This is a genomic window from Mycobacterium sp. E1715 (assembly GCF_001667625.1).
Taxonomy (GTDB): Bacteria; Actinomycetota; Actinomycetes; order Mycobacteriales; family Mycobacteriaceae; genus Mycobacterium.
The window spans coordinates 1-8909 of record NZ_LZJJ01000337.1 but is presented as its reverse complement, the minus strand read 5'-3'; the positions used below and the strand labels follow the sequence as shown (position 1 = coordinate 8909).

Here is an 8909-nt window from a genome sequence, read left to right as displayed (position 1 = left end):
TCGATCGACGCGGGGCGATCCTGGACCAGACGCTGGACGTCTGCCAGCGGTTGTGGCGGGAGAACGAGGTGAGCTACGAATCGGTCGATTTGAGTTTCGAGCGGATACACCAGATGCCCAAACCGGTTCAGCCAGGCGGGGTGCCGGTGTGGGTGAGCGGGACGGTGAACCGAGCGGTCGCTCGCCGGCTCGCTCGCTTCGGACAGGGCTGGATCCCGTGGGGCCCGGACGCGCGGGATGTCGCCGGCGGAATACGTCGAATGCGCGCCGCGGTCGAGCGCGCCGGGGGTGACCCGGACGGGTTCGGTGTTGCCGGGACGCTGCGCGTGCAGACGAGCCCCGATGGCGGGCTCGACCTCTCCGCGGTCGACGCGGGGGCGGCCTCGCTGTCGAACGCAGGCGTGACCGACCTGCGGATGACGCACTGGCCCTTGCCCGGTGCGAACCGGGACCGCGACATTCCGGCCCTTGTCCAAGCGGTCCGTGACGCTGTAGGCGGCTAGGGCGCGCGGATCGACTCGAGTTGCGCGGCGAGCAGCATCCGGTCGAAGTAGCACCGTTCCAAAACCAGATCGGGCCCGCGGAAGCCGAAGAGGTTGACGCTCAACATGTCGAGTGGCGTGCCGGGTGCGGTCGTCCGGGTCTCCACGACCAGATCATTGTCCCCGTGGTAGATCGCCTCCGCGGCATATCGCAGCATCGGGAGATCCGCCCACTGCTGCGACAGCATCGCGCGGACCGCCTGGTCACCGTCGAAAACGGTTCCGGTAGGGATGATCTCGTAGCGCGGATGGGTGAAGGTGGCCATCGCCGCCTCCAGGTCCCGCGCATTCTCGGCGGCGACGTGCCGCAGCACGAGCTCTTCGCGGAACCGTCGCAGCGCGGAGTCGGGGCTCACTTCGGTTCGAAGACAGCGAGGTTGCGGCCGTCCTCGAGCGGCACCCACGCCAGCCTGACGCGGTCACCGACCGCGGGAGGGGGACCGAACACGTTCGACATCATGCGGACCCCTTCGTCCAGATCGACGAGCACCACCGAGTACGGCACCTTGTCGGCGAGGGCGGGAAGCGCGGCGCGGTGGTGCACGCTGACCGCGTACACGACCCCGTCACCGCTCAACTTCTCCCACACCAGCGATGGCCCGCCGCAGTGCGGGCAGACGAACCGCGGGTACCAGACGAGCCGGGCGCACGATTGGCATCGTTGGACCGTCAGCTCGCGACGCCGGGTCGCGTCCCAGAAGGGCGCGGACACCGGGCTGGGCTGCGGGACCGGCAGCGTATCGGTCACAGCGTGGCCTCCGTTCCCAGAATCACCGTCGAGGTGGCCGAGAGCACCCCGCCGGTGCCATGTGCGACAGCCGTTTTCGCGTCCGGGACCTGGCGTTCGCCGCACTCACCGCGCAACTGCCGCGCGGCCTCGACGAGCAGGAAGGCCCCGAACGCCCCGGGGTGGGTGTACGCGAGGCCGCCGCCCGACGTCTGAGCGGGCAACGTGCCGCCGGGCCCCAACGCGCCGTCCGCGACAAACGGACCGCCCTCGCCCTTGCCGCAGAAGCCCAAGTCTTCGAGCGCCAGCAACACCGTGATCGTGAACGAGTCGTACAGCTCGACTACGTCGATGTCGGCCGCGCGAAGGCCCGCGGCGCGGAAGGCGGCCGGCCCGGACAGCGCCCCCGGGGTGACGGTCAGGTCGGGCATCTGGGAGATCATGGCGTGCGAGGCCGCCGTCGCCGCCCCGAGGACGAATGCGGGCGGCTTGGCCAGGTCTCGCGCGCGCTCGGCGCTGGTGACCACCACCGCGGCGGCACCGTCGGTGACCAGGCAGCACTCCAGCTTGTGCAGCGGCTCGGCGAGGAAGCCCGAGTCCAGGACGTCCTGCACGCTGATCGCCTCGCGCAGGTGAGCTCGCTCGTTCAGCGCGGCCCAGCGCCTCGTGTCGACCGCGATCTGGGCCAGCTGTTCGGGCGTCGTCCCGTACACGGCCATGTGCCGGTTGGCCGCCAGGGCGTAGGCGCTGATCGGGAGCATCACCCCGAACGGTGTCTCCCATTCCAGCCGCTCGGGGGTGGCGAAAACTCCGAGACCCTTTTCGCCACGCTTGCGCGCGGCGCGCGGCGTCGACGCGTAGACGATCACCACCGTCTCCGCCTCGCCGGCCGCGATCGCCGCGGCGGCGTGCTCGACATACAACCCGTAGCTGGCGCCGCCGGTCTGCGTCGCGTCGGTGAAGCGTGGCGCTATCCCCAGGTACTCGGCCAGCTCCACCGAGTGCATGAGCGTTCCGCCGGTGCAGGTGCACAGCCCGTCGACGTCGCGCAGCGACAGGCCCGCGTCGGCCAGGGCGGCGGTGATCACGCGCGCCTCGAGCTCGCGCAGTGGAACATCGATCACCCCGCTCGCCGAAACCTCGTCTGCCACACCGGCAATGGCGGCCACACCACGTGTCGTCAACTTGCTGTCCCTTCGAAGAGTTCGCGCAGCGCGGGTTGGCTGACCTTGAGCGACGGCGTGCGGGGCAACTCCTCGACGATGATCAGGCGGGCCGGGACGTAGTAACGGCTCAATCGTTCACGCGCGTAGGCGAGCAGCTCGTCGGGCGTGGCGCGGGCGCCGTCGGTCAACTCGACCGCCGCGACCGGCACCTGGCCGAGCCGTTCATCGTGCAGGCCGGTGACCCCCGCGTCGCGGACAGCCGGATGATCACGGAGCACGCCGACGATCTCGCCCGGATTGACCTTGAACCCGCCGCGAATGATGACGTCGTCGGTGCGCCCGTCGATGAACACAAAGCCGTCGGCGTCGACCCGGCCGAGGTCGGTGGTGCGCACCCAGTCCCCGCCTTCGGTGCGGACCTCGATGCGGCCCTGCTCGCCGGGCGGCATCTCGATGTCATCCTCGACGGACGTGACGCGGATCTCCCGACCACGCTGGGGGCGCCCGACACTTCCCCGTTTGGCGGTCGCCCACTGCCGGTGCAAGGCCAGGTTCCAGCCGGCCACGCCGCCGGCGAATTCCGTTGCCCCGTAGGACGGCAGCACCGCGACGCCGTAGCGACATTCAAACCTGGTCTGCACGTCGACCGGCAAATGTGCGGTGCCGGAGGTCACCACCTCGACGCTTGAGAAGGCCTCCGGATCCACGCCCGCGTCGAGCACCATCACCATCGCCGACGGCACCAGGCTGACAGCCTTCGGTCGGTGCCGCAGTAGCAGATCCACAAATTCGGGAACGCGGAATCGCTCCAGGAGCGCGATCTTTCTTCCTTCGCAGATGTTGAGCAGAGTGCGGAACAGCCCGGACATATGCACCAGCGGCGAGGATACGATCGCGACGCCCGAACGCAGTCTCGGTTCTGAGTCGTGCCCGGCGCCAACACTGTAATGCGCGCTCGCCGCCGCGACGGTGTGCTCAAAGGAGCTGTAAGACAGCGGTATTCGCTTGGGCGGACCGGTCGTGCCGCTCGTCAGCATCTCGACTGCCACGCCGTCACCGGGCGGGCGGAACGGGCCCGGTCCGGACTGTTCCAGCCCCTCGACAACGGTCGCGCCGGCGGGGTCACTCGATACGCGAACACCCAGCGCCCCGGCGGCGGCGTCGACCACTCCTGTGCGCTCCCAGTCGATCGGTAAGGCCACCACCGCAGGCAACCGCAGCTCGCGGATGTCCGCGCAGAGCCCGGCGTCACCCTGGGACGGGTTGATCGTGACCACGCAGCCGCCGGTCAGCAGCACCCCGAGCACGGCGCCGACCATCGCGGGGTGATTGCGCAGCACCAGCCCCACGGGGGAGCCCTCACCCAACCCTGCAGCCCGCAGACAACTTTGGAGGCCCGCGGCGGTGTCCGACAATCCCTGCCAATCCACCCACCGGCCCTCATGCTCGATCGCGGGCGCCCGCGGGTCGATCGCGAGCACCGCGCGGATGCGGTCGGCGAGTTGCTGGTTCAAGCCGCGGCTGCCGCGAGCTCGGTCGCCGCGGGGATCACCTCTTGGGCGAACAACTTCATCGACTCGTACACCTTCGTGCGGTCCATGGCGCCGCCGCGCGACATGCGCAAAATGATGTTGCGCCAGCCCATGTCGATGACGGTACGCATCTTATCGACGATGCGGTCGGGGTCGCCCATCAGCGTCAGGTGCGAGTTCAACACCTGCTCGTAGCTCTGCTTGTCGTGTTTCTCGAACCAGTCCGAATACGCCTTGTAGTCGGCCGGTATTTCGCCGCCGCGCTCGAACGGGCTCGAATACTTCCGATGGGTCTGGATGGAGAGCTCGACGCTCTCGCGCGGGTAGCTGCGGGCGAACGCATCGTCGGCGTGACAGAAGGCGTTGAGCAGCGCCCACACGTTGCCGGTTGCGGCGTCAAGTCCCTTCTGGGACTGCACCTTCAGGTAGATGTCCAGCGCGCCCTGCAGATCCGGGTCCACCTGGTAGGGGTTTCCGATGATCGCCCCGAAACCCTTCTCGGCTAGCCACTCGAAGCTCGACGGCGTCTTCATCACCGTGCCCCAAACGGGGATCGGCTGCTGCACCGGCCGCGGGTAGATCGTGACGTCCTCGATTTGGAAGTACTTGCCGTGGAAGCTGACGTTCTCTTCGGTCAACAGGCGGCTGACGATTTCCACGCACTCCTGATATCGGCCCGTGGCCTCGTCCATCGAGATACCGAAGCCCTTGAACTCATGCGCCTGGTAGCCGCGCCCGAAGCCGGCGTCGAAGCGCCCGCCGGACAGGACGTCGACCAAGGCGATCCGTTCGGCCAGCTGAATGGGCTCGTGGAAGGGCGCCACCATGCACGCGGTGCCGATGCGGATGCGTTCGGTCTGCGCGGCGATGGCCGTCGCCACCTGTGGCAGGTCCGGGAGCATGCCGTAGGGGGAGAAGTGGTGTTCGGCCAGCCAGATCTCGTCGTAACCGAGTTCTTCCGCCCAGCGCGCTTCCTCCAACACGTTGGCCAGCACCTCGCGTTCGCTGAGGTGGTTGGGTTTGTCGCCGAGGATGAACACGCCGAACCTCATGTCGGTCCCTCCCGCTTTCCGCATCGGGTAAAAGTAGTTGCACTGACTGCCACAATAATGCACGATTGAACACATATCGTCAATCCGTCTAGTGGGAGGTGCCGTGGCTCTGCTCGACTCTGCGGTCGGAACCGCTTTGCCGCCGAACACCTTCCGCTGGAGCGAGACCGACGTGATCCTCTACGCGTTGGGGGTGGGCGCCCGCCCGCCGTCCGAGCTGAGACTGCTCAACGAGGCCTGCGGCCCGGATGTCCTGCCGACGTTCGCCCTGGTGGCCAACTGGTGGGCCGTCAAGGACCTGCGCGGTGTGCTTGACCTGGGTACGTATCCGATCGTTCACTCTGCGCAGTCGCTGGAACTGCATCGGCCGATCGGTGCCACCGGGGAAATGTCGGTGCAAGCCGAGGTGTCGGCCGTATGGGACAAGGGCAAACACGCCGCGGTGGAATTGACCAGCCGCGGTGCCGACCCGGACGGGACCGTGTTCGTCGCCAAATCCCAGACCATGGTCCTCGGTGCGGGGGGATTCGGTGGCGACCGTGGGCCCGCTGCCGAACCGGACCCCGACGGGCCACCGGACGCTGTGTTCGACGACGTCGTCCGGCCCGAGCAGGCCGCCCTCTACCGGCTCTCGGGCGACCGCAACCAGCTGCACATCGACCCCGAGGCGGCCCGCAAGTACGGCTTCGACGACGTCTTCCTGCATGGCCTGTGCACGCTGGGATTCGCCGCCCGAGCGGTGATCGACCGGATCGCCGACGGTAACCCGCGGTCGCTGACATCCTTAAGCTGCCGATTCTCAAAGCAGGTGAAGCTCGACGCCCCGCTGCGGACGGAAATCTGGCGAACCGAAGATTCGGTGCGTTTCCGGACCCTGCAGGGTGACGCCGTCGCCCTGAGCTCCGGAACCGCCACGCTGGCAGGGGTATGAGCATGGACCAACGACGGGCCCGCGGGTTGCGCAACCGACAGGCACTCATCCACGCGGCGATCGAGCTGTTCGACACCCAGGGCTACGAGGGAACCACCGTCGACCAGATTTCGGCGGCGGCCGGAGTCGCGCCGCGCACGTTCTTCCATCACTTCGCCACGAAGGAAGACATCCTGTTCGACGGCTACGCTGAGCGGCTGCAGGAGGCGATCCGGCGTTTTCGTGCCGCGCGCTCCGACTCACTGTGGGACGCACTCGCCGAGACGTCGGTGGCGGTGGCGCAGGCGATCGTCGATCAGCCTGACATCTTTTTGGTGCGCGCGCGGATGTACCACGGCTTGCCGGCCTTGCGCGCGACGATGCTCCGGATCAACGAGGACTGGATCGACCAACTCACCACGGAGGTGGCGCGATGGCTGGGCAGCGAAACTCAGCCGGACTTGCGACCGCGCCTGGCCGCCACGCTGATCAACGCCGCCAACCGCGCCGCCATCGATTCGTGGGTCGCCGGCGGTGGCAGGGGTGACTTGTCGCAACTGATGGCCGAATCAGTGGAGTTGGTGCGCCCCTCGATCGTCGCGATCGAACGCACCGGCAAGGCCCCCGGGACCAGACGGGCGGGTGGGCAGCGTGTCGGGTGACTTCCACCCCCTCGCCGTCGTCACCGGAGGGGCCCGAGGCATCGGAGAATCGATTGTGGCCGCGCTGATTCGCAGCGGGCATCGGGTGGCCGCGATCGACGTGAACGCGAAAGCCATTGCCCGTGCCCAGGATTCGGATGATGCGAGATCCGGGTTGCTCGTCCCGATGAACGTATCGATCACCGACCGAGACGCGGTCGAGACCGCGCTGAGCGCATTGGCCGACCGGCACGGGCCCGTTCGAGCATTGGTCAACAACGCGGGCATGACGCTGCCCGGCACGTTCCTCGAGCAGACCGACGAGGACTGGGACAGCATCGTAGCCGTCAATCTCAAGGGCACCTTCGTGATGGCGCAGGTCGCCGCCCGGCAGATGGTCGCCAACGGCGGCGGGGCCATCGTGAACGTCAGCTCGGTGTCGGCACACGGCGTGCGCACCGGGCCGCCGGCCTATGCGGCAGCCAAGGCCGGTGTCGAAGGGCTGAGCCGGTTGATGGCCGTTCAGCTCGGTCTGCACGCCATCCGGGTCAACACCGTCGTGGTCGGCACCACCGCGACCCCGTGGTTGTTGTCGCGCAAGACCGAGGACGAGCTGGCGCAGATGCGCCGCACCACTTTGACCGGCGACATCGGTGAGCCGGACGACGTGGCGGGCGTGGTGGCATTTCTCTGTTCACCCGCGGCCAAACACGTCACCGGCCAGCTGATTTCGGTTTCGGGTGGGCAGTGGATGCCATGACGACGACTCGGAACGACAAGACAGATGTTGATGTAGTGTTTAGTGCTACGAATCGATGCCAGGGGATGTCGTGGAACTGAAGAGAATCCTGTTCGACGTCAGCGAGCAGATCGCCACCATCACGATCAACCGACCGGAGCGGCTCAACGCCACCGACGACCTGACCCGCACCGAACTCGGCATCGCGTGGGCACGGGTGCGGGAGGACCCGAACATCCGGGTCGCCATCATCACCGGAGCCGGCGACCGGGCGTTCTCCGCGGGCCAGGACATCCGGGCAACGGCCGAGGGTGGCATCCGCAACAAGGTTCCCGGCTCGCGGCTGCACCACAACGTGTGGAAGCCGGTAATCTGCGCCCTCAACGGAATGGTCGTCGGCGGCGGCCTGCATCAGGTCGCCGATGCCGACCTCATCATCGCGGCCGAGCACGCCGAGCTGATCGACACGCATCTGGCCGTGGGCAACGTGTTCGCGCTCGAGCCCGCCGTGCTGCTGCGCAGAATGCCGCTGTCGATGGTGATGCAGCTCGGGCTGATGACCAAACAGGGCCGGATCAGCGCGCAGCGGGGCTACGAGATCGGCCTGATCAACGAGGTCGTGCCCGCGGACCGGCTGCAACGGCGTGCGCGCGAAATCGCCCTGGACATCGCGAAACTCTCACCTGCGACGGTCCAGGCGTCGATCAAGGCGATGTGGAGCAGTCTCGATGTCGGGTTACGCGCGGCCAACGACGTCGCGTATCGCTATGTGCTGCAACACCAGCTGACCCACCCCGACTACCGGGAAGGGATGCTCGCGTTCGCGGAAAAGCGGGAACCGCGGTGGGTAGTGGAATGACGCGCGATGAGTGAGGCGGCACGGACTTTCGCCTACGAACCGATGCCGTACGCAGCGGTCGTCCCGGCGATGCTGGTCGACCTGGTAGCCGCTTACGGAGACAACGACTTCGTCATTTCCACGGCGGGCGGGGGGACGATCGAGCGAATCACTTATGCGCAGGCCGCTGCTCGGTCCGACGAGATGGCGCGGCGGTTGCTCGCGGCGGGCGTCACCAAGGGCGTTCGGGTCGGAATCCTGGCGCCGAACGGACCCGATTTTGCGGTCGCCTTCCTGGCTGCCACCCGGATCGGCGCCGTGGCGGTGCCGATCAACACCTTCTTTCAGCCGCCGGAGTTGAGCTGGCTGCTGCGCGACGCCGACATCCACACCCTGCTGTCGGTCGACTCGCTGCTCGGCAAGGACATGCTCGCTCGTGTCGGAAGTGCTGCGGGCGAGTTACCGCCCCCGGGCGCGCCGCTCGGCCTCGAACGGCTGCCCCAGTTGCGCAACATCTTTGGGCTTGGCGACAGCGAGCGGACCTGGCCCAGTGCATGGCCGGAGCCGGCGCCCGAAACGTTTCTGCGTGCGTGCGAATCGACGGTCCGCCCGTCCGACGACCTGGTCGTCATCTACACATCGGGAAGCACCTCGGACCCCAAAGGCATCATCCACACGCACGGCACCGTGATTACGCACTCCCGCTTCGTCGCCACCCAGCACGAGTGGAAGCCCGACGACCGGGTCTACATCCCGATGGTG

Annotated in this window: 11 protein-coding genes; 6 read left to right on the top strand and 5 right to left on the bottom strand. The window is 67.6% G+C overall.

Going from position 1 to position 8909, the window contains the following annotated elements; translation table 11 throughout:
- Window positions 1-503: LLM class flavin-dependent oxidoreductase (locus A9X03_RS17210; protein WP_156746584.1), on the top strand; the 503-nt coding region annotated here is incomplete at its 5' end.
- On the opposite strand, the gene A9X03_RS17205 is transcribed toward A9X03_RS17210, so the two are convergent.
- From A9X03_RS17205 to A9X03_RS17185, 5 genes are read right to left on the bottom strand one after another with little or no spacing between them, the layout of a single operon-like run.
- Window positions 500-898, bottom strand: a complete 399-nt coding sequence (locus A9X03_RS17205; protein ID WP_231975409.1) for a nuclear transport factor 2 family protein — start codon at window positions 896-898, stop codon at window positions 500-502. The genes A9X03_RS17210 and A9X03_RS17205 overlap by 4 nt on opposite strands.
- Window positions 895-1290, bottom strand: coding sequence for a Zn-ribbon domain-containing OB-fold protein (locus A9X03_RS17200; protein ID WP_067747147.1), 396 nt, complete (start codon window positions 1288-1290; stop codon window positions 895-897). The genes A9X03_RS17205 and A9X03_RS17200 overlap by 4 nt, the downstream gene beginning before the upstream one ends.
- Window positions 1287-2453, bottom strand: a complete 1167-nt coding sequence (locus tag A9X03_RS17195) for an acetyl-CoA acetyltransferase (protein WP_067747145.1) — start codon at window positions 2451-2453, stop codon at window positions 1287-1289. Before A9X03_RS17195 ends, A9X03_RS17200 begins: the two co-directional genes overlap by 4 nt.
- Window positions 2450-3949 (bottom strand): class I adenylate-forming enzyme family protein, encoded by a 1500-nt coding sequence (locus tag A9X03_RS17190; protein WP_231975408.1) that lies wholly within the window; start codon window positions 3947-3949, stop codon window positions 2450-2452. Before A9X03_RS17190 ends, A9X03_RS17195 begins: the two co-directional genes overlap by 4 nt.
- The gene (locus A9X03_RS17185) at window positions 3946-5043 is read right to left on the bottom strand and encodes an LLM class flavin-dependent oxidoreductase (RefSeq protein ID WP_231968867.1); all 1098 of its coding nucleotides are present in this window, start codon (window positions 5041-5043) and stop codon (window positions 3946-3948) included. Before A9X03_RS17185 ends, A9X03_RS17190 begins: the two co-directional genes overlap by 4 nt.
- Window positions 5044-5122: 79 nt before the next feature.
- On the opposite strand from A9X03_RS17185, the gene A9X03_RS17180 reads away from it, so the two are divergent.
- The 5 genes from A9X03_RS17180 to A9X03_RS17160 form a co-directional block, all read left to right on the top strand.
- Window positions 5123-5950: a MaoC/PaaZ C-terminal domain-containing protein gene (locus A9X03_RS17180; protein WP_068262110.1), complete on the top strand. Its 828-nt coding sequence runs from the start codon at window positions 5123-5125 to the stop codon at window positions 5948-5950.
- Window positions 5951-5952: 2 nt separating this feature from the next.
- Complete coding sequence (locus tag A9X03_RS17175) at window positions 5953-6591, top strand: TetR/AcrR family transcriptional regulator (protein WP_067747133.1); 639 nt, start codon at window positions 5953-5955, stop codon at window positions 6589-6591.
- Entirely contained in the window at window positions 6572-7330 is a 759-nt protein-coding gene (locus A9X03_RS17170) for an SDR family NAD(P)-dependent oxidoreductase (RefSeq protein ID WP_369831376.1), read from the top strand. Before A9X03_RS17175 ends, A9X03_RS17170 begins: the two co-directional genes overlap by 20 nt.
- A gap of 70 nt (window positions 7331-7400) precedes the next feature.
- Window positions 7401-8168 (top strand): enoyl-CoA hydratase-related protein, encoded by a 768-nt coding sequence (locus A9X03_RS17165; protein WP_082974518.1) that lies wholly within the window; start codon window positions 7401-7403, stop codon window positions 8166-8168.
- A gap of 6 nt (window positions 8169-8174) precedes the next feature.
- Window positions 8175-8909, top strand: a 735-nt coding sequence (locus tag A9X03_RS17160; protein WP_156746583.1) for an AMP-binding protein, incomplete at its 3' end; no start/stop codon positions are given.

Excerpts from the sequence above, each read along its gene's own strand:
- A9X03_RS17185 (WP_231968867.1), bottom strand. The coding sequence starts at position 5,043 with ATGCGGAAAGCGGGAGGGACCGACATGAGGTTCGGCGTGTTCATCCTC.
- A9X03_RS17175 (WP_067747133.1), top strand. The coding sequence starts at position 5,953 with ATGGACCAACGACGGGCCCGCGGGTTGCGCAACCGACAGGCACTCATC.